The 18,266-nt window shown below is 68.1% G+C and carries 14 protein-coding genes and 1 pseudogene; 8 read left to right on the forward strand and 7 right to left on the reverse strand.

Features of this window, described 5'->3' with window-relative positions; all coding sequences use genetic code 11:
- Positions 1-133 precede the first annotated feature (133 nt).
- On the reverse strand, positions 134-466 hold the full coding sequence (locus ACH4UK_RS08985) for a hypothetical protein (RefSeq protein ID WP_398355357.1): 333 nt from the start codon (positions 464-466) through the stop codon (positions 134-136).
- Between the two features lie 201 nt (positions 467-667).
- On the opposite strand from ACH4UK_RS08985, the pseudogene ACH4UK_RS08990 reads away from it, so the two are divergent.
- Positions 668-907: pseudogene (locus ACH4UK_RS08990) on the forward strand (regulator); the annotation flags it as partial.
- A 48-nt stretch (positions 908-955) separates the two neighbouring features.
- Here ACH4UK_RS08990 and ACH4UK_RS08995 read toward each other — a convergent pair.
- The 3 genes from ACH4UK_RS08995 to ACH4UK_RS09005 form a co-directional block, all read right to left on the reverse strand.
- The gene (locus ACH4UK_RS08995) at positions 956-2,170 is read right to left on the reverse strand and encodes a hypothetical protein (RefSeq protein ID WP_398355358.1); all 1,215 of its coding nucleotides are present in this window, start codon (positions 2,168-2,170) and stop codon (positions 956-958) included.
- Positions 2,167-3,585: an N-6 DNA methylase gene (locus ACH4UK_RS09000; RefSeq protein WP_398355359.1), complete on the reverse strand. Its 1,419-nt coding sequence runs from the start codon at positions 3,583-3,585 to the stop codon at positions 2,167-2,169. Before ACH4UK_RS09000 ends, ACH4UK_RS08995 begins: the two co-directional genes overlap by 4 nt.
- Positions 3,586-3,655: 70 nt before the next feature.
- The gene (locus tag ACH4UK_RS09005; RefSeq protein ID WP_018959013.1) at positions 3,656-3,841 is read right to left on the reverse strand and encodes a hypothetical protein; all 186 of its coding nucleotides are present in this window, start codon (positions 3,839-3,841) and stop codon (positions 3,656-3,658) included.
- Positions 3,842-4,206: 365 nt separating this feature from the next.
- On the opposite strand from ACH4UK_RS09005, the gene pglW reads away from it, so the two are divergent.
- Entirely contained in the window at positions 4,207-8,931 is a 4,725-nt protein-coding gene (pglW, locus tag ACH4UK_RS09010) for a BREX system serine/threonine kinase PglW (RefSeq protein ID WP_398355360.1), read from the forward strand.
- A complete protein-coding gene (pglX, locus tag ACH4UK_RS09015) occupies positions 8,928-12,743 on the forward strand; it encodes a BREX-2 system adenine-specific DNA-methyltransferase PglX (protein ID WP_398355361.1) in 3,816 nt (1,271 codons plus the stop codon). The genes pglW and pglX overlap by 4 nt, the downstream gene beginning before the upstream one ends.
- Positions 12,744-12,792: 49 nt before the next feature.
- On the opposite strand, the gene ACH4UK_RS09020 is transcribed toward pglX, so the two are convergent.
- From ACH4UK_RS09020 to ACH4UK_RS09030, 3 genes are all read right to left on the reverse strand, one after another.
- Positions 12,793-13,152 carry a type II toxin-antitoxin system VapC family toxin gene (locus ACH4UK_RS09020; RefSeq protein ID WP_398355362.1) on the reverse strand — a complete coding sequence of 120 codons (360 nt, stop codon included), beginning with the start codon at positions 13,150-13,152 and terminating at the stop codon, positions 12,793-12,795.
- A 256-nt stretch (positions 13,153-13,408) separates the two neighbouring features.
- The gene (locus ACH4UK_RS09025) at positions 13,409-13,654 is read right to left on the reverse strand and encodes a hypothetical protein (protein WP_398355363.1); all 246 of its coding nucleotides are present in this window, start codon (positions 13,652-13,654) and stop codon (positions 13,409-13,411) included.
- Complete coding sequence (locus tag ACH4UK_RS09030) at positions 13,651-14,103, reverse strand: ATP-binding protein (RefSeq protein WP_398355364.1); 453 nt, start codon at positions 14,101-14,103, stop codon at positions 13,651-13,653. The genes ACH4UK_RS09025 and ACH4UK_RS09030 overlap by 4 nt, the downstream gene beginning before the upstream one ends.
- 185 nt (positions 14,104-14,288) lie before the next feature.
- Here ACH4UK_RS09030 and ACH4UK_RS09035 point away from each other — a divergent pair, with 185 nt between their 5' ends.
- The 5 genes from ACH4UK_RS09035 to ACH4UK_RS09055 are packed head-to-tail and all read left to right on the forward strand — an operon-like array spanning position 14,289 to position 18,101.
- Positions 14,289-15,161, forward strand: coding sequence for a helix-turn-helix domain-containing protein (locus ACH4UK_RS09035; protein ID WP_398355365.1), 873 nt, complete (start codon positions 14,289-14,291; stop codon positions 15,159-15,161).
- Entirely contained in the window at positions 15,158-15,397 is a 240-nt protein-coding gene (locus ACH4UK_RS09040) for a DUF397 domain-containing protein (protein ID WP_398355366.1), read from the forward strand. Before ACH4UK_RS09035 ends, ACH4UK_RS09040 begins: the two co-directional genes overlap by 4 nt.
- 59 nt (positions 15,398-15,456) lie before the next feature.
- Positions 15,457-15,942, forward strand: a complete 486-nt coding sequence (locus ACH4UK_RS09045) for a hypothetical protein (protein WP_398355367.1) — start codon at positions 15,457-15,459, stop codon at positions 15,940-15,942.
- 19 nt (positions 15,943-15,961) lie between these two features.
- Positions 15,962-17,461: a hypothetical protein gene (locus ACH4UK_RS09050; protein WP_398355368.1), complete on the forward strand. Its 1,500-nt coding sequence runs from the start codon at positions 15,962-15,964 to the stop codon at positions 17,459-17,461.
- Between the two features lie 10 nt (positions 17,462-17,471).
- Entirely contained in the window at positions 17,472-18,101 is a 630-nt protein-coding gene (locus tag ACH4UK_RS09055; protein WP_398355369.1) for a hypothetical protein, read from the forward strand.
- Positions 18,102-18,266: the final 165 nt, after the last annotated feature.

Below are 18,266 nucleotides of genomic sequence, written 5' to 3' on the forward strand. Positions count from 1 at the left end.
AGTCTTCCGCGTGTTTTTTTTATGGGGGTTTGGGGGCGGGGGGGGTGCGGGGGGGCCCCGGGCCCCGGCGCCCGCGCCTCCCGGGGGGGGGGCCCCCCGGGGGGGGCCCCCGCCCCTCCTGTCATGCCGTTGTTCAACGCACGGGAGGCTCCGCGGCCCGCTCCCCCTCGGTGATGCCGGAGAACGAGAGATCCAGCGCGCACTCCGCCGGGATCTCGGCGGCGGACGTCGCGCACTGCGCGGAGCCCGTCGCGTGCTGCCCGTCCATCTCGGGTGGGCCCGCCTGCCGCTTGCCCGTCTCGATGTGGCCCGTCAGGTCGTCCGCGGGGCCGGCCGTCGTCGGGACGGCGGGGCCACCGGCGGGCCGGGTGGCGTCTGCGGTGTCGGACGAGGACGAACAGGCCGCCAGGCCCGTCGCGGCGCACAGGACGAGCGCGGCCGCGACCGCGCCGGTACGAAATCGCATGAAGGTCCCCCTACGCGGACGCTCGGACATCCGAGTCATCAGTTGATCCACGGTGCCACAGCGCACGGGGCGGAGGGCGGAGAACGTGTGAAGAAGGCGCACCGCCGTTCGGGGGCTGGGCACCGTGGGCCCGGGCATCAAGCGCCTGCGCGGAAAGGGCCTCTGCGCATCCATGTGCCCGGGGCCGGGGCGCGGGAGAAGGTGCCGCCGCCTCGGCAGTTACCGCCCTCGGTCCGGATCACCGACCGCTCGGACGAGCTCCGCGCCCTGAAGGCGCACCGGCACCGGGCCGGGGAGGACGGGCATCCCACGCTGGCCATGGTGAGCGGGCTGGGCGGGGTGGGGAAGACCGCGGTCGTGCTGGCCTGGCTGCACACCCTGCGCCCGCACTTCCTCGACAGTCAGCTGTACGCCGACCTGGGCTCGCAGGCGCCGGACGGTCGCGGCGTGAGCCATGGGATGTGACGCCGGGCGCTCCTCCAGCCCTCGTCAAACGGCCGCTCCGTCGAGGAAGTTGTCCAAGAGAACGTTCGGCAACCTACTGAGAACCGCGTTCTCCGTCTGCGTGTCTCTCGCGCGCGCGTGAAGCCTGCCGACAACCTCTGCGAAACGCTCACGCTGGGGAGACGTGGGCCAATGGAGCACAGAAGAAGCCAACGCGTTGCGGCTCAGCTCGCGCCCCCCCGGCCCTTGGGCCGCTGCGGTGAGTTCCCTGCTTCGGGATCGGACTTCGTGCAGGAGCCAGTACGCGTCGGCCAACGTCTCGGCACGCAGGGTCAGCACGCCTCGCCCCGGCACTACCGGCACGTCGTTCAGGACAGCATGCACGCCGTCCTCCCTGGTCGCGAGGAGGAGTGACTGGGGAGCGCAGACGGAGTCCCTGCCAGGGGGTACCAGCCAGGTCTCGGTCCGCGAGACGTACGGAAGGCCCTTGCGCAGTACGTCCGCGGGCGCGAGGAAAGGCACACTGCCTTCCAGAAGCAGCTCTGTCGAGCGAGAGGCATCTTCTCGGGGGCGCGCCGCCTGCCCCATGCGCAGGTGCGTCACCGCGCCGAAGGATCGTTCGGGCCAGGCTTCCCTGTCACGCACCTCGACGGCGAACAGCGCGTCGCTCAGCAACATGGCGCATTCCGCGATGCGCCGGTTCACCGACATCTTTCCCTCTGCTGCCCTCACCGTGCGGAGGAGTGCCGCCCCCGCTCCTGCGGGCGGCAGCGGCACGGGGAGCCCGCGCAGCTCTTTCAGATTGAGAGTGCGTTGCAGCGTGGAGCCTCTGACGTGCCTGTCGCACCAGTCCCGTACATATGACGACCCCAGCCACAGTCTGAGCCAGGCTGCCTGGTCCGGGCCCGTCGTGCGCACCAGCGCGACCGTGCGGGCCACGTTCCATCCCTCGTGCGCCTCCGTGACCAGAGCTGCCTCACCGACTCTCCCCACGAGCACGACGAGTACATCCCCGACCCTCACCTCGCTGCGGGCGTTCGCCTTGTGGATGAGGGGATTGACCCTCCTCGGATCCTCGCTGTGGAGGCGGCCCTCCTGGATGTCGGAGGCTCGGACCATCCCCACGCCGTCGTCCTCGTGGGCGCCGGGCCGTGTGATGCCGTAGCGGATGTCCAGAACCCATGGCAGCCGCTCCAGGGGGGCTGCTCGCCAGCCTCGGGGCAGTCGGCTCAGCCGCTCCTCCAGGGGGTCCGGGCTCACCACTGCTCCAGAAGATCACTCAGCTCGGCCTCCAGCCGGTGGGACCTGTCGAAGAGGCCGTACAGCTCCTGGGTCAAGTCGCCCACCCTCTCCCTGTCGTCGCCGTGTCCGGATTCCGCTACGGGAGCGCCGACACGACGGGAAGGCAGTACGTCGTATTCCTGAGCTGCGATTTCCTCGATCGTCAGCGATCTGCACCAACTGGGCACGTCCTCGTAGGGTTCCTGGTCCTGCGCACCGCGCCAGGATGCGAAGGTGGCCGTGATGCGGTTTCTGGCGTCGCCCGGCAGAACCCGGCGTCCGCGCGCGACCTTGACCGCGGTACCACTGGCGTCGATCAGCAGGGTGTGCCCGGACCGGTCACTCGCCCCCCAGGGGGTGCGGCCCTTCTTGCTGCTGTTGAAGAGCCACAACGTCACCGGGTTGCGTACGTGCGGGAGCAGACCCGCAGGAAGCTCGATCACGCAGCTGAGGGCATCGTCCTCGACGAGGCCCGCACGGATCTGGAGTTCCGCGGACCTTGTGGTGGATGCAGCGCCGGTGGGCAGAAGCAGTGCTCCGCGGCCGGGCCCCTTGGGCGACATCCTGCCCACCACGTGCTGCGCCCAGGCGAAGTTCGCGTTTCCTGCCGGCGGGAACCCATAACGCCAGTCGGGGTGGATTCCCCGGGCCTGCTGAGACCACGCGGTCTGGTTGAAGGGCGGGTTGGCGACGACCACGTCGAAGGTCAGGCCCTGGAACCCACCGTCGGTCAAGCTGGACGCCGGCCCGTGCAGAAAGCCCGGAACGTCGTGCACCGCCAGGTTGATCGCAGCCGTTTCGAGCGCGGCCCGGTTGGAGTCCTGTCCGTACAGAGCCGGATCGCCGGCCTGCCCGTCCCGCGCACGAGCGTACTCATCGGCCTTGAGCAGGAAGCCGCCGGAGCCGCATGCCGGGTCGTAGACACTCTCACCCTGACGAGGTTCCATCAGGCCGACCACGAGTCCGGCCAGGTCCGTAGGGGTGTAGTAGGCGCCCCCCTTGGCCGACCTCTGGACGTGTTCCAGGCAGTCCTCGAACAACGCCGCAAGGTCCGGAGCCGTGGACACGCAGCGCACGAGCGGCTCCAGGTCGGCCCCTCGAACGTCCGTGAGATCAGGCGGCAGGTCCCGCAGTTCAACGTGGCGCGCCTGCCACTCCCACAGGCCGCGCACGACCTCCGACACGACATCCCGGCCGTCCCGCGTCCACAGGCCCCGGCCCAGAACTCCGCTCCAGGCGTGCTCCGCCTGCGACCTCTCCATCAAGTCGTCGCACTCCGCCTCGTGGCGCAGGAGGGCCAGGAGCATGACGAAGTGAACGGCGTCCGGTTGGGGCAACGCGCCGCGCACAGCCTCCAGCGCGCGCGACAGCGACACATTCGACGCTTTCTCCACCTTCGGCTCCTGTCCTTCTCGTGCCACCGACGTACGTGTGCCGGGTTCGCCCCATCATGCCTGTCGGTGCTCAGTCGGACCCCACGTAGGTCAGGACGATGAAGGCCAGGCTGACCACGGCGAGGAACACCATCCCACCGGCCTCCAGCCCCTGGTCCACGCTGCCAGTACGGGCCAACTGCCAGAACGCAGCCGCCAGCGCACAGATCATCCCCAGCGCCACGGCGGACTTCGCCCGGGCCTTCCGCTCTTCCATCTGCCCTCCCGTTGATCCAGACATCACTGAATGACCACAAAGCAGACGTGAAGGCGTATCCCTCAGCCAGCTACCTCACTATCGTACCGCATGCAGCAGTCCGTTTGGGATACGTGCAGCAGTCCGTTGGGAGTGGCTTCGGGCGTCATGATTCCGCCTCAGGCCCCTCGTCCGGCAGGAATCAATGCCGCGATACCCGACTCGGTACTTCGACGATGCCCTGCGAAGCGCCGCCTAACGGATTCCGAAGCTCCCATGACAGGCACGGGCAATCGCGGCCAGCCGATACGATCGGTCGGGGGATTTCTCCGCGGCTGGAAGGCCGCGGATCCCCGGACATCACGGAAGCGGAGCGGGGACGGCGTATGCGGGAAGGCCGCTGGGAAACGGTCACGGAATCCGAGTTCCCGCACGAGCGGCGGGGCCTGGAGGCCATCCGCGCCGAGTTGCCGGACAACGATCCCTGGCGTGCCTGGTCGAACTTCACCTTCACCGCCAACACCGGGCACGTCCGCGAGGTGGACCTCCTGGTCATCGCTCCGGGTGGTGTGCACCTGATCGAACTGAAGGACTGGCACGGCTCGGTCGAGTCCCGCAACGGCTCCTGGTTGCAGACCCGGCCCGGCGGCCGGGCGGTCTCGCACGGCAACCCCCTGCACCTGGCGAACCGGAAGGCCAAGGAGCTGGCAGGTCTGCTGGAGAGCCAGGGCGTACGGGTGTGGGTCTCGGAGGCGGTGTGCTTCACCGACTCCGCGCTGAGGAACCGTCTCCCGGCCCACGACCGGCACGGCGTCCACACCGTCCCGCAGCTCGTCGCGATGCTGAAGGAGCCACCGGCCTACGACCAGCGCCGGATCGACGCGGTGCGTTCGCGTGCCGTGGCCGCGGCGCTGAAGAAGATCGGTATCGCCCCCAGCGACGCCGAGTACAAGGTCGGCCCCTACCTCCTGAACCGCAAGTCCTTCGATTCGGGCCCCACCTGGGCCGACTACCTGGCCAAGCACACTGATCTCCCCGAGGCCGCACGGGTACGGGTGTATCTGCGCGAACGCGGCTCGGACGCCGGTCTGCGGGCCTCGGTGGAGCACGCGGCACGGCGGGAGGCCGCGGTGCTGCGGCGTTTCCGGCACCCGGGAGTCGTGCAGCTGAAGCAGTACGACCCGTCCGGGCACTCCGCGGGCCCCGCGCTGATCTTCGACTACGACCCTCGGACTCTGCGGCTGGACGAGTATCTGCTCCAGCACGGAGCCAAGCTGGACATCCTGAGCCGCATGGCACTGGTACGCCAGCTCGCCGAGACGGTGCGTTCGGCGCACGGCCGACGGATCTACCACCGCAGTCTCGCGGCGCGTGCGATCCATCTGATGCCGCGCCCCCGGGATCCGAACGGCTCGGACGGCGAGGACGCGGGGTGGCTCAGCCCGTTCCTTCAGATCTCCGACTGGCAGATCGCCGTCCAGCGCGGCTCCGAGCAGGGTGGCCCCGGCGGTGGCGACCGTCTCGCGCCCACGACGCTCTCCCGCGCGGGCGCGCACCTCGCCGAGGGCGCGGACCCCTATCTGGCGCCTGAGCTGACCGCGTTGAAGCCCGATCCGGTCGGCCTGGACGTGTACGGGCTCGGGGTGCTGACCTACCTGCTGGCCACGCTCAGGGCCCCGGCCGCCAGCCAGGCCGAGCTGCTGGCCCGGTTCGAGGCGGGCGAGGGGCTGCGCCCCAGCGCGGTCGTGGACGGCCTGTCGGGGTACATCGACGAGCTGGTGCAGGCAGCCACCGCGTATGAGGTGGACGCCCGGCTGTCGTCGGTGGACGAGTTCCTGGAGATGCTGGAGGTCGTCGAGGAGGACCTCACCGAGCCCGTGTCGGCCGATCCGGTCGCACCGCCGCCCCCGACCACCGCCCCGCAGGCCCCCGTACCGGAGAAGGATCCGCTGGACGCGGTGGCGGGCGACGTGCTGGCGGGGCGCTGGGAGGTCCGGCGCCGGCTGGGTACGGGGTCGACGAGCCGCGCCTTCCTGGTGCGGGACCTGCTCGCCGGGCCGGAGGTGCGGTTCTCCAAGTCGCTGGCCGTCCTGAAGGTGGCGCTGTCCGACAGCCGCGCCGAGGTGCTGGTGCGCGAGGCCGAGGTCATGGGGCGGCTGCGCGCCGACTCCCGGATCATCCGTCTCGTCGAGCCGGAGCCTCAGCGCATCGCCCACCGCACGGTGCTGGTCATGGAGTACGTGGGCGACGAGCGCGCCGCCGACCCGGACACCGCCGCCGCGCCGGGCTCGACCCGGGCCAGGCGCCGCGAGGAGACCGTGGCCCGTCAGCTGCGCGACTCCGGCCGTCTGTCGGTGGACCAGCTGGAAGCGTACGGGGACTATCTCTTCGGGGCGGTGGACTTCCTGGAGGGCGAGGGGGTCTGGCACCGGGACATCAAGCCGGACAACATCGCGATCCGGATCCGCCCGAACCGCACGCGTGAGCTGGTGCTGATCGACTTCTCGCTCGCCGGCTATCCGGTGCACGAGACCGGCGCGGGTACCGACGGCTATCTCGACCCGTTCATCGGTACGCTCACCGACCGCTCGGTGTACGACGCGCACGCCGAGCGGTACGCCCTGGCGGTGACGCTCCACGAGATGGCATCGCGCGAGCTGCCACTGTGGGGCGACGGCAAGGTGTCCGCCCGGCAGACCGACCCGAAGCGGGAGCCGTACCCGACCATCGCGGGGGACGCGTTCGACCCGGCGGTCAAGGACGGGCTGGTCGCCTTCTTTCGTACGGCACTCCACCGCGACGCCTCGCAGCGCTTCCGCGATCTCAAGCCGATGCGGGACGCCTGGAAGAAGATCTTCCTCGCCATGGACGAGGCCAAGCCGTCCACCCGCCGCTCCCGGCCGGCCCCGGAGGCCGATGAACAGACATCGGCCCGTCCGCGTACACCCGAGGCGGGGATCGCGGACGCCGAGGAGGACAGTGCGGAGCGGTTGCGTGACCGGCAGGCCGCGCAGGCGGACCGCACCACGGCCGTCTCGGCGTCGGGCCTCGGCCCGGCGGCGGTGTCCTTCGTGTACGGGCTGAAGGTGAACACGGTCGGTGAGCTGCTGGACTACAGCCAGCGGCAGTTGGTGAACGCACCGGGGCTCGGTGCCAAGACCCGCAGGGAGGTGCTGGGCCGGATCAAGGAGTGGCGTCGGCGTCTCGCCGAGCTGCCGGCCGCCCCGCTCACCCCGCAGGGCCGCAAGGAGGCAAGGGCCGAGCTGTCGGCAGCCGAGGAGGCGGTGGCGGGCGAGCTGGCCAATGCCGGGGCGACGGACCCGGATTCGCTGCCGCAGCGCGCGCTGCGCGGAGTCAGCCTGGACGCCCTGGCCACGATCTTCGTACCGGAGCTGAAGAAGGACGGCTCGAACCGCAACGAGTGCGAGATGGTCCGGCTGCTGTTGCGGCTGCCGAACGAGCGCGGTGAGCTGCCGTCCGAGGTCGGCGTCTGGCCGAAGCAGAAGGACGTCGCGGAGGCGCTGGGCCTGTCGGCGGGCCGTATCCCGCAGATGCTGAAGACGCAGCGCACCCGGTGGAAGAGGCATCCCACGGTACGGGCGCTGCGTGCGGAGATCCTGGAGCTGCTGCACACCTCGGGCCGGCTGGCATCGGCGGCGGAGGTCGCGGACGCCCTGGCGGTCCGCCGGGGCACCACGCTCCTGGAACGCGAGCAGCGCCGCGCGCTGGCCCTGGCGGCAGTCCGCGCCGTGGTGGAGGCCGAGCAACTCCTGCCGCAGGAGAGCGAGTTCCGGCACGCACCGAACCGGGACGCGGCAGACGAGGCCATGGCCGCGGGCCTGCTGGCCCTGGAGGTCGGCGAGAACGACGCGCCCCAGACACCGTCCGCACCCGGACTCCTCTACTACGCGCAGCAGCTGGGGCGGGTCGCGGACCGGCTGGCGAAGCTGGACACCCTGCCGACCGCGACGACCGTCCTCACGGAGCTGACGGCGGTCCCCCCTCCGAGCGAGACGGTCGAGTGGGACGAACGCCGACTCGTCGTCGTCGCGGCGGCCGCGTCCCGGAACGCGGGCGCGACGCCCCGGCTGGAGGTCTACCCGCGCGATCTGCCCCTGGTGCGGGCGCTGCGTCTGACCCAGGCGGGGTTGGTCCGCTGGATTCCGGGTGTGCCGGACTCCGACCAGCCGGGCCTGCCTCCCTCCGAGGTCCAGGAGCGGGTACGGGCCCGCTTCCCGGAGCTGCTCAACGAGCGGGGCGAACGCACGCTGTTGAGCGGCGGTCGGCTGACCAAGGCTCTGCGCGACGCCGGGTTCGACCTGGTGCTGTCCACCCGCCAGAGCACCGGCACCCTGCGCTACCTGCCTCGTCGGTCCGATATCGCCTCCAGCTTCCTCTCCTCGGAGGGCCGCCGACAGGCGACCGCCACCATCTCCGCGCGGCGCTACTCCGACGACGCGGAGAACGCCGGCGCCTGGGCGGCCGAGGAACGTCTGCTGGCATCGGCGAGGCGGGACGGCTTCCGCGTGTTGACTGTGCGTACAGCACTCACACGGGATGCCGTACGGGAGTTGACGAGCGACCGCTTCGGTGCCCGGCCGATATCGGTGACCGAACTGTTCCTGAATGCCCTGCACGACCTGGTCGATGCCCGCCCCAAGCCGACCTGGGAGACGATCCTGCGGGCGGATGTGGCTCCGCCGGGTTCGAAGGGCGCGATGAAGTTCGCGGAGTACGCGCGTACCGCGTGGGCGGCGGTCGAGCCGCGTGTGGGCGAGCTGCTGTCCGTGGCGGGTTCCCTGTCCCCTGTCCTCCTCACGGATGCCGGGGTGCTCGCGCGCTACGACGCGATGGGCGTGCTCGACCGGCTGGCGGAGCAGGCGCGGGACGGCCGGGCCGGGCTGTGGCTGCTCTGCCCGCAGAGCGATCCGGCGCGGCCACCGCGGCTGGGACGGACGGCGGTCCCGCACCAGGCGGGGCTGGGCGAGTGGATCCCGCTGCCGGACGGCTGGGCGCTGAACGTCCACCGCGGCGACGAACAAGAGGGCGGCGGCGTACGGAGTACGTCGGCAGTGAACGCGAACGGGACGACGGGAGACGTACAGAAGTGATCGACCGCGAGGGCAAGGCACTGCTGACCGACCTGATCAAGCAGGTGAAGGCGGTCGAGAACGATCTCGACCAGCAGGTGGCGGAGGGCGACAAAATCCTCAAGCCGCTGCGTACGGAGCACGGGAAGGCCTGCGCGACCTTCGCCGTCCCCGCCCAGGCCCCGAAGTGGAACACCTGGCTGGAGGAGCGCGTCGCGGAACTGTCCCCCGAGCGCGCGGAGGCCGTACGGAACGCGGACGCGGTCGCGGGCCGATTGCGGGCGGAGCACGAGGAGGCCCGGAAGCTGGGGCGCACGGCTGCGACCTGGAGCGCGTGGCTGGGCGAGCGGGTCACGCAGGTGGCGGTGGCGTGGGTGCTGGGCACGGTCTTCGTCCGGTTCTGCGAGGACAACCGGCTCGTCCCGGAGCCCTACATCACGGGTCCGGACGCGGAGCGTCGCGACCTGGCGGAGGCCCGGTTCGCCCAGTACGTGGAGGACGAGGCGATCGAGAACCCCACGTACCGGGGGTGGCTGGAGAGGGCGTTCGCGGAACTGGGCGAGGGCCAGGCCGGCAGGCTCCTGTTCGACCGGGAGCGCAACCCGCTCTACCAGATCCCGATCTCGCACGACGGGGCCCGCGCGCTGGTGGAGTTCTGGCGGGAGCGCGCGTCCGGTGACGCGGATGGGTCCGGCGCGGCAGACGCCACTGGTGCGGAGGGGGCCCTTCCACCGCTGGTCCACGACTTCACGGACCCGCTGAACGAGGACGGCACGAAGGGCTGGGACACCCGCTTCCTGGGGGACCTGTACCAGGACCTGTCGGAGGCGGCTCGGAAGACGTACGCGCTGCTCCAGACGCCTGAGTTCGTGGAGGAGTTCATCCTCGACCGGACGATGAGCCCGGTGGTGCGGGAGATGGGCGGCCGGTTCGGCGAACTGAAGATGATCGACCCGACGTGCGGGTCGGGGCACTTCGTGTTGGGCGCGTTCCGGCGGATGGTGAAGCTGTGGGCGGAACGGCAGCCGGGCCGGGATGTGCACGAGCGGGTGCGGGACGCGCTGAACTCCGTGCACGGGGTGGACATCAACCCGTTCGCGGTGGCCATCGCCCGGTTTCGGCTGCTGCTGGCGGCGATGGCGGCGGCGAATGTGCGGACGCTGGCGGAGGCGGGTCGGTACGACTGGCCGGTGCACTTGGCGGTGGGCGACTCGTTGATCGAGGACCGGCAGCAGGAGTTCGATCTCGTCGATCCGGATACGGGTAAGCGGTTGGCAGACTTCTCCTATGCGACGGAGGACCTGGATGACTATCCGGGGATTTTGGAGCGGGGGCGGTATGACGTGGTGGTGGGTAATCCTCCATACATCACTGTCAAAGATAAGAAGCTCAACGCCTTGTACCGAACTTTGTACGCATCATGCTCCGGATCATATGCATTGTCCGTGCCATTCGCAGAGCGATTCTTCCAACTCGCCAAGACGGGGAGAGAAGATGGACACGGGTACGGCATGACCGGTCAAATCACAGCAAACTCGTTCATGAAGCGCGAGTTCGGCGCAAAGCTCATCGAGGAATACTTCGCACATAAAGTCGAGCTCACAGAGGTAATCGATACATCCGGGGCCTACATTCCAGGACACGGCACACCCACTGTGATCCTGGTAGGCCGTCGGCGTGGGGGAGCTGGCAGAGCAGACACGGTGCGGACTGTTCGCAGCATTCAAGGAGAGCCTTCCGCTCCAGCAAATCCAGCAGCGGGGCTAGTCTGGGAATCCATCACAGCGCTAGTCGATTCCCCCGGGTCGGCCAGTCCGTGGGTGTCGGTCGGCAACGTTGACCGGAAACGCTACTTCGGTAAGCAGCCGTGGATTCTTGCCGATGGCGGCCTCGAGATGATTGAAGAGATTAGCCTAAACTCACACAGCGTGATCGCACGGGAGGTGCAGGAGGTCGGTACGGGAGCTGTCACACGGGAGGACAGTGCTTATATGCTTGGGGCCGCCTACATGCGCCGCCACAGGATCGACGCAGATCATCAGCGCCCCCTAGTCGAGGGCACCGACGTCCGCGATTACGTCGTCAGCACCCCTACTGCATCGATCTGGCCCTATTCAAGCGAAACACTTCAGCCAGAGGCCCCACCTCTACTCGCCCAGTCCCTTTGGCCGAATCGCCAGCTATTGCGCAGCCGAGTGGCTTTTGGCATGAGCCAGGTCGAGAGAGGTTTGACATGGTTTGAGTACTCCATGTTTTTCAAAGAGCGTTACAGCACCCCTCTCTCTATCACCTTCGCGGAAGTCTCGACACACAATCATTTCGCCTTGGAAAGAGGCGGAAAAGTCTTCAAGCAAACCGCTCCCGTAATTAAGATGGACAGGAGATCGGAGGAGGAAGCACACATCCACCTATCCTCGCTACTAAACAGCTCCACAGCCGGGTTTTGGCTAAAAATGATGTGCCACAGCAAGGGAAGCGAAGGGTACCAATCGGGAATTAAAACCGAAATGTGGGAACGCTTTTATCAGTTCAACGGCAGCAACATTGCGCGTTTCCCTCTCCCCGCAAACATTCCAACAACGGTTGCCGTTTCGCTTCAGAGATATGCCCAGGATAGTGCAGCAAGCAGTCCGCACGCACTCACCTCTCCGTCATCACCTGCCCCCAATTCGCACCTTTTGAATCAAAATTGCGACAAATGGCACTCCGCCCGCGCTAGAATGATCGCCCTACAAGAGGAACTCGACTGGCAGGTCTACTCTCTTTATAAGCTGCATTCCGAAGATCTCCGGGCCCCCGAAGCCGAGGTCCCCGAACTTGCCCTCGGTGAGCGCGCCTTCGAGATCGTCCTCGCGCGGCGGGTCGAGAAGGGCGAGGCGTCCGGCGAGTGGTTCAAGCGGCATAACTCCACACCCATCACCGAGATGCCCGACCACTGGTCCGACGCCTACAAGGCCGTCGTCCAGAAGCGCATCGACGTCATCGAGACCTCCAGGGCCATCGGCATGATCGAGCGGCCCGAGTACAAGCGGCGCTGGGCCACCGAAGGGTGGGACGTTCTCCAGGAGCGGGCCCTCAAGTCCTGGCTGCTCGACCGGATCGAGAACCGTGACCTGTGGTTCCAGGACGGCCAGCCGACCGTCCTCACCCGCACCCAGCTCACCTCTGCGCTCTCCCTCGACGAGGACTTCATGTCCGTCGCCGAGTTGTACGCCCCCCGCAAGGAGCTGACGACCGTCGTCGCCGATCTCCTCTCCGAGGAGCACGTGCCCTTCCTCGCCGCGCTGCGCCACAAGCCCTCCGGCCTGAAGAAGCGCGCCGACTGGGAACGCGTGTGGGACCTCCAGCGGCTTGAGGACGCCGCCCCGGACGAGCCGGCCAAGCGGAAGATCCGGGACTCGATCCCCGTACCCCCGAAGTACACCTCGGCCGACTTCCTCAAGCCGTCCTACTGGCGGGCGCGCGGCAAGCTGGACGTGCCGAAGGAGCGGTTCATCTCGTACGCCACCGGCCCGATCTCCGGCACCCCCGAGCTGTTCGGCTGGATGGGCTGGGACCACCGCGAGCAGGCCCAGGCGCTGACGACGTACTTCACCAACGAGCACGACCTGTCCACGGAAGAGATGACGCCTCTCCTCGCCGGTGTGCTGGAACTCCAGCCCTGGCTCGACCAGTGGCACAACGAGTTCGACCCGCTGTATGGCAGCAGCCCTGCCGCCTTCTTCGCCGGTTACCGTGCCACCCAACAAGGCGACCGCGGCCTGACCGACGAGGATCTGCGCACCTGGCGCCCCGCCCCGGCCACGCGCGGGAGGCGTGCGACCAGCCGCTGACGTAGCCGATTCCCGAGGTGCGACGTACAGGTGGTCAGGCCTGCACGGTCTATACGTCGTACTGCGGGATATAGATGTTCCGGGTGACCACGGCCAGCTCCTCGGCCTGCGCCTGTGCGACCAGTATCCGGTCGAAGGGGTCGGTGTGCAGTATCGGCAGCCGACCCGCCCGCACGCCGTGGGCAGCGGTGACGGGGATACTCGGGAATCGCAGGTCCCGAACCTGTTCGGCGAGGTCGCCCGGACCTTCGACCTCACCGAGGAACTGCTTGATGGTGACCTCCCAGGGCGACACCGCGCTGACATGAACTGCCAGTTCGGTGTCGATCAGGTCCTTGATGCGGGCGGGCAGGTGTGGGGCGTCCGCCATCCACCACAACACGACACGGGTATCGAGCAGAAGCCTCATCAACGCACCCCGAATGCTTCGGCGATGCTGACACGAGGGTCGTCGAAGGTTGCCGAGATGCGGATACGTCCCCGCAGCGAACCACGCCCGTCCCGGACCATCAGGAACCGTGCCGGTGTTGACGTTGGCACGCGTCGACCCGCCCCACCGACCACGACGGCGCGGCCTCCGATCACCTGCACCAGCGTGCCGGTGAACCGGGGTCCGACAGTCTCCACGGAACGCCGACGCTGTCCGAACCTCTCCCACAGCCACCTCACGGCGCGTTCACCGGGCCCACCGTAAGCCGGGGTCGGACCTCGGCGGTTCGGAGATCGTCCACCCCATGCGCTCCGGCCGTCCGCACGGTCACCACGTCTCCGGCTTGCAGCCGCAGCGTCGGGCCGTCCTCCAGGCCGACGACGAAGAAGAGCCCGCCGGACGCGTACTGCTCGCTCCGTACGCTGTGGACCCTTCGCCAGACTTCTCCGTCTCGTACGCTCTGGCCCACCCGCACGGTCACCGCCGCGACCTCCTCCTCACCTCTCCGGGAACGATGCCCGGGGCCAGAAGCTCAGCCCACACCGTCTTCCCGATGCCGGCCTGCCGCTCGCACACGCCCCAGCGATGAGCCAGTGCCTGCACGATCAGGAGCCCACGCCCGGCCGTGTCCAGGCCCTTGGGCTGCCGTACCACCGGCCGCCCCTCCCCCGCGTCGCTCACCTCCAGCCGCAGCAGCCCGCCGCGCTCCCGGCACTCGATGCATACGCCGACCATCCGGTCTCCGGGCACCTTGACCCTCAGCGCGTTGGTCACCAGCTCCGACAGCACAACCTCGGCGTCTGCGGCAGCAGTTTGATCTGCACGCCACTCGCCGAGCTTGGCACGCAATGCAGCTCGCGCTCGGGAAGCGCTACTGCGGCAACGAACGAGCTGGAAGGTGGAATCGCGGATGCTTGGGTGCTCTGCCATGACGTCCCCTCCTGTTCGGCATGCGTCGAACTAGGTCGGTGATTTGCAGTGTCGTTGGACCCTGCGGGGCAGTAGCCTGCCTGTGCGACAGCCACTTACGCAACGTTGAATGAATATCTGGCGCTTTATTCACTCTTTCTGGAGGTCGCCGGTGTTTCGCTTGAGACTCTGATAGGGAGTGCGTTATGCCTAACGTCAATCCGTCCACTGTGCTCGGCCGCCAACTTGGCGACGAGCTACGCAAGTTCCGCGAGCATGCGGGGCTGTCGACTGCCACCGCGGCCGAGGTTCTCGACTGCACCAAAGGGAAGATCAGCCGCATCGAGAACGGTCATGTCCCAGTGCGTGCACCAGACCTCATCGCTCTCATGGGTGCGTACGGAGTGGAAGACGCGCAGGCGCGTGACCGCCTCGTCGCGTTGGCCCGGCAGGCAAACCGCCGTCGACGTGAGGGTTGGTGGCACAAGTACGACTCTGTCTTGGGTGCCGCGTACCGCGACCAGATTGAGATGGAGGCCATCTGCGACAGCATTCGCACATACGAGGTGCAACTGGTACCTGGGCTTCTTCAGACAGCAGAGTATGGGCGTGCTGTAACAGTGGCCTCGCGCGCCTGGGAAACTCCTGAAGAGGTCGACCAGTTCGTCGATGTACGGCTCGCACGGCAAGAACGCCTTGTGGGTGACTCCCCCATGAAGTTCTGGGCCGTACTCGCGGAAGGCGCACTGCGCCAGGTGGTGGGTGGCCCTGCAGCGATGCACGCCCAACTGGAACAGCTGATCACCATGGCAGAGCACCCGAACGTCACCGTGCAAGTGCTGCCGTTCTCGCGTGGAGCCCACTCGGGTATGTTCGGCCCCTACCTGCTGCTCAGCTTCCCGCAACTGGCATCACTGGACTTGGTGCTTTCGGAGACGCCAACCGGCAACATCTGGTTGGAGCGGGATGTTGAGGTAGCGCACTACCGCGCGTTGTTCGATGACGCTCGCACGGTTGCGCTGCCGCAGAAGGAGTCGCTTGCGCTGATCAGTCGCATTGCCAAGGAGCACGAGTCATGAAGCACGAAGCACCAATATCGGCCAACACCACGGACTTGGATTGGCGTACCAGCAGCTTTAGCGGCGGACAGGGGAACTGCGTCGAGGTAGCCCCCAACCACCCTTGCCTAGTCCCCGTCCGGGACAGCAAGCGCCCCACCGGCCCCGTCCTCGCCTTCGGCCACGCCGCATGGCGCACCTTCGTCAGTGACCTTGTCTGCCCCCCAGGCCGTCCCACGAGGGGCGAAACCCCATGATCGAACGGCAACCCCGTTGCTAGAGTGAACCGTTGGCATCGATCAGGGGCGGGGGACCCATGACGTTCGACGACGAGTGGGCAGCACTCAAATCCGACGCGCGAGACAGGCAGTCGGTGCAGATGAGCCTCAACACGGCTGGGGCCCAGCCCGGTGTTCCGGCATCCGGTGCCAATCGCGACCTCGTAGTGCACCGGGACGAGCTGGGCGCGGTCGGCAACGAGGCCTTCCGGATCCACGGCGAGCTGCGGAAGCGTGCCGACGTGGCGGGCGCCGGTGCCGACAAGGCCGGCGCGGGGACCACCGCTCGGGCCGCAGCGGAGTTGCAGGGCCGGAACCTCAGCGCGGGTGGCGAGTTGTACACCACGCTCGAAGTCTGGACTTCGCAGGTGAAGACGGTCCTGCAGATGTTCGCGCACATCTCCAACCACCTGGACTACTCGAAGAAGTCGCACGCCAACGACGAGGTGGAGATCGCCGCCACGCTCAGAGGGCGGGACGGCTCCGCTGTACCGGTGTCGGAACTGCAGAAGTACGTGAAGTGATCAGGGGGAGCGGGACAACATGGGGGCGTTCTCGTACACGGATCTCGTCGAAGTCGACCTGGGCAAACTGAGTTCGGCGGCCGATGACTGGACCTCGACGGCGGCCGGCCTGAAGAAGCTGCGGACCGAGGTCTACAGCGGTCTCCTCCAGCTGTCCGACGGGGCCGACTGGGCAGGGCTGAACGCCTCCGTAACCAAGGAGTTCGTCCGCAAGACGGTCAAGGAGGTCTCGGATCTCCAGATGGAGGCACAGAGCATCGCGGCAGTCCTCCGGGACGGTCACGCCGAGCTGACGCACGTGCAGAAGCGGGCTCGCGAGCTTTCCGCAGAAGCCCGCAAGGGCAATCCCGACCGGTCGGCGGGACCCGATCCGGGGCTGTTGGTGTCGGACGGACCCAACGGCACCGTGAAGGTCATGGAGGCCTTCTGCGGCGTGGAAGGCACGTCCCAGCGGACCAAGGACCTGATGCAGTGGTACGCCGACACCCTCACGGGTCTGGTTGCGCACGCGGCCGAGATCGACGCCGCCGTGACCCGGGCCCTCAAGCGAAGCCACGGCGGTGACCCGCACAACGCGGGGCACGCGACGTACACCTCGCTCGACGAGGACCAACTCCCTCGGGCCACCAAGCTCGCCTCCCTCGGGGGCGACGCAAACACGGCACAGCGGGCCGAGCTGCGGCGGCTGTGGACATCGCTGAGCCCCCAGGCTCGTGCGGAGTTGTGGACCGGGCACAAGGACGACCTTCTCGCGGCGGGACTGCTCGCCCCGACCGTGAAAAAAGCCGCCCCCGACCGGGGCTCCGGGCCTCACGGTGTCGAAGATCCGGGAGCCGAGGAGCGCAGGACCCGGGAGAAGATGAACCTGATCGCCGAGGCTGCCGACTGGAAGGGCGACAACGACGCCGCGCGGCACATGGCGCACTACCTCGGGAACAGCGGGACGGACATGAACCTGCCAATCGACAAGATGATGTCGGACGTGCCCGGCTTCAACGCGCACATCGAGGACGGCATCAGGGAACATCAGGCGGCTTGGCGCGACGACGCTCTCGCGGAGTTCCGGCGCAATGGCGGACAACCCGTCTCGATGCCGGTGGAGACCGGAAACCGGGACTTCGCCTTCACACCGGATGTCGACAACAACTGGTTCTACGCAGTCGGGTCCACCCGGTCGAACGTGACCGGGGTGGTCACGGTCGTACCGGACGAGAACGGACAGCCCAAGGTCGGTCTCGACTACCAGGCCAACGCCTGGGACCGCTACAACTGGGACGAGAGCAAAGGCGTGACCATCGATCTCCCGTGGGGCAGCGGCATGAGCATTCCGGACGGTCAGATGGCCCGCCTCCACACCACGGGCATCGCCCAGGAATTCGACATGGCGGGCAGCAGCTCCGTCAAACACTACGATCTGGGCGGACCCGCCCCGAACCAGGGCCCGCTGCCGCAGCCGGACCAGCCCGGCCGCGAGGGCGACCGGACGGATCCGGGTCGTGAGCAGCAGGAAGCGCGATAGAGGATCATTGATGGACACCTCCCCCCAGACCGCTGCCGACACGCAGCCCGTGCGCCGCCGTCGTGTGCCGGTCGCAGTCGTCGTCGTTGTGGTGCTCCTCGCCTGCGTCGCCGCCACGATCGGTGTGATGTCCTGGGTCGCCGACGACGTGTCGTCGGACCTGACGGACCAGGAGATGACCTGCTGCTGGGAGGACGGAGCCACGCCCGCCTGGATGAGCGGCCAGCTCGGTATCCGTATTCCGGAGGGAGCCTCGGACCGACGGTCGGGCTACAAGACCGGGCAGCGTTACGACACCGGCCTGCTCTCGTTCGTCCTGCCGAGCGAGGACGCGGAGCGGTACACGGGCCGGCTCATCCGGAGCGGCACCGAGATGATCGGGAACTCTCACCCCGAGGAGAAGGACTACCGGCCCGCAGCCGCCTTCGGTCACCTCGGACTGCCCGAACCGGAGACGTTCGTCCAGGGCCTGCGGAAGGCCAACCTGTGCCCGGACGACCTCGCGTCCCCGGAGGGCAAGTACCTCCAACGCTGCGTCGACCTCTTCGCCCACGAGTTCACACCTGATACCACGCGGATCTACGTCCGGTCGACGATCGAACCGTCCATCACGCCTCCACCCGCGAGCAAGGCTCCGTAGCTCGCTGCGAGGCCATGGCGGAGAGGGCGGCGGAAGGCCATCGGGCCCCGGCCCCTCAGCCCTCCCTCCCGCCCCGCCGCGCAGTCCTCCCAGCCGGATACGATCGGAGCCGGGCCCGCAGGCGTGCGCGCAGCCGCCCGCGGCGGGACGCCCGATCGCCGCACA

The sequence above is a fragment of the Streptomyces sp. NPDC020884 genome (genome assembly GCF_044333935.1).
In the GTDB taxonomy this organism is placed as follows: domain Bacteria; phylum Actinomycetota; class Actinomycetes; order Streptomycetales; family Streptomycetaceae; genus Streptomyces.

Excerpts from the sequence above, each read along its gene's own strand:
- ACH4UK_RS08985 (WP_398355357.1), bottom strand. The coding sequence starts at position 466 with ATGCGATTTCGTACCGGCGCGGTCGCGGCCGCGCTCGTCCTGTGCGCC.
- ACH4UK_RS09005 (WP_018959013.1), bottom strand. The coding sequence starts at position 3,841 with ATGGAAGAGCGGAAGGCCCGGGCGAAGTCCGCCGTGGCGCTGGGGATG.
- pglW (WP_398355360.1), top strand. The coding sequence starts at position 4,207 with ATGCGGGAAGGCCGCTGGGAAACGGTCACGGAATCCGAGTTCCCGCAC.
- ACH4UK_RS09020 (WP_398355362.1), bottom strand. The coding sequence starts at position 13,152 with ATGAGGCTTCTGCTCGATACCCGTGTCGTGTTGTGGTGGATGGCGGAC.
- ACH4UK_RS09030 (WP_398355364.1), bottom strand. The coding sequence starts at position 14,103 with ATGGCAGAGCACCCAAGCATCCGCGATTCCACCTTCCAGCTCGTTCGT.
- ACH4UK_RS09035 (WP_398355365.1), top strand. The coding sequence starts at position 14,289 with ATGCCTAACGTCAATCCGTCCACTGTGCTCGGCCGCCAACTTGGCGAC.
- ACH4UK_RS09040 (WP_398355366.1), top strand. The coding sequence starts at position 15,158 with ATGAAGCACGAAGCACCAATATCGGCCAACACCACGGACTTGGATTGG.
- ACH4UK_RS09045 (WP_398355367.1), top strand. The coding sequence starts at position 15,457 with ATGACGTTCGACGACGAGTGGGCAGCACTCAAATCCGACGCGCGAGAC.
- ACH4UK_RS09050 (WP_398355368.1), top strand. The coding sequence starts at position 15,962 with ATGGGGGCGTTCTCGTACACGGATCTCGTCGAAGTCGACCTGGGCAAA.
- ACH4UK_RS09055 (WP_398355369.1), top strand. The coding sequence starts at position 17,472 with ATGGACACCTCCCCCCAGACCGCTGCCGACACGCAGCCCGTGCGCCGC.